1 protein-coding gene is annotated in these 929 nt (G+C 66.5%); it reads left to right on the top strand.

The window, feature by feature from the left end; all coding sequences use genetic code 11:
* Nucleotides 1-356 (top strand): hypothetical protein (locus AC3A4M_RS22800; protein ID WP_498738907.1); only part of this gene is annotated, 356 nt, incomplete at its 5' end.
* Nucleotides 357-929 lie beyond the last annotated feature (573 nt).

Raw genomic sequence — 929 nt, 5'->3', positions numbered from 1 at the left:
GACATCTTTTGAGCGTGAAGGGCTCCACCATGACGGTGGAGCCCTTCACCCATTTAAGGCCGTTGACGGAAACCATGACAACCTGCATAACCCCAACGCCGTTCCCGGTGCCCTGGCTGCAGGCCTGCCGTGCCGGCGCCCGCTGCCGCTGGGCTGCAGCTGCTGCTCCGTCGGGGCGGGCCGGCCCGGGATTCCGGTGCTCCTGCCGCGGGGCGTTGGCCGTGCCGGCGTCCTGGCCCGGGTGCTGCAGGTGGCCGGTGCTGCCTGGTTCCGCTGCGGCATTGCAGGTGGTGGTCCTGCCGGCCGTGGGGCCGGCGGCCGCGCAGCGGGAGGTGTCGGCTGGCGTTGGATTTTAAGCACACTTTCCCCGCGAGGGGCCGGTTGCGTTCTGGCGGCGGGCGGTCGGTGAATATCCGCGCGGATTCCGGACGGATGCGGGCAGGGGAGCCGCGGGCGTATTGAGTGCTTGGCCACACCGGCAGCGCTGCGGACGGGTCTTTGCCGCCGGTTCCGGTTTCGGGATAACGAACCTGGTTTTGCTGCCGTGCCCGTTCGGTGCGCGGCCGGCCGGGGCCGGCGCAGCGGATCCGGGAGGGGGAAGATCCGCATGAATCCGCGGTTTTCCGCGGCAGGCGGTGCTGTTCCCGGAGGCGGATTTGCAGTGGTCCGCGAAGGCGTGTAATGTCTTCCAAGCCACCGCAGCTAGGGAGCGAAAGCGCTTAGCAGGCAGGGAGGCCAACCCCTTCAAAACAATCACTTTCAAACGGTTCGATTTACCGTGCGGATGAGGTTGCGGGGACCGTGGTTGCAGCGGGAATCAGCCGGAAGGCGATTTGCGAACTGCTGCAGGATCGGGTAAATTTGAAAAGTTGCTCCGGAGCGATGGAGGGCCTTGAAGAAGGGTCCGACTGGTGCCGGGTGCTCCTGTT

The organism is Arthrobacter sp. Soil_C_60, from assembly GCF_057656375.1.
Note: the sequence above shows the minus strand (reverse complement) of the source record. Positions and strands in the feature narration are given on the sequence as shown.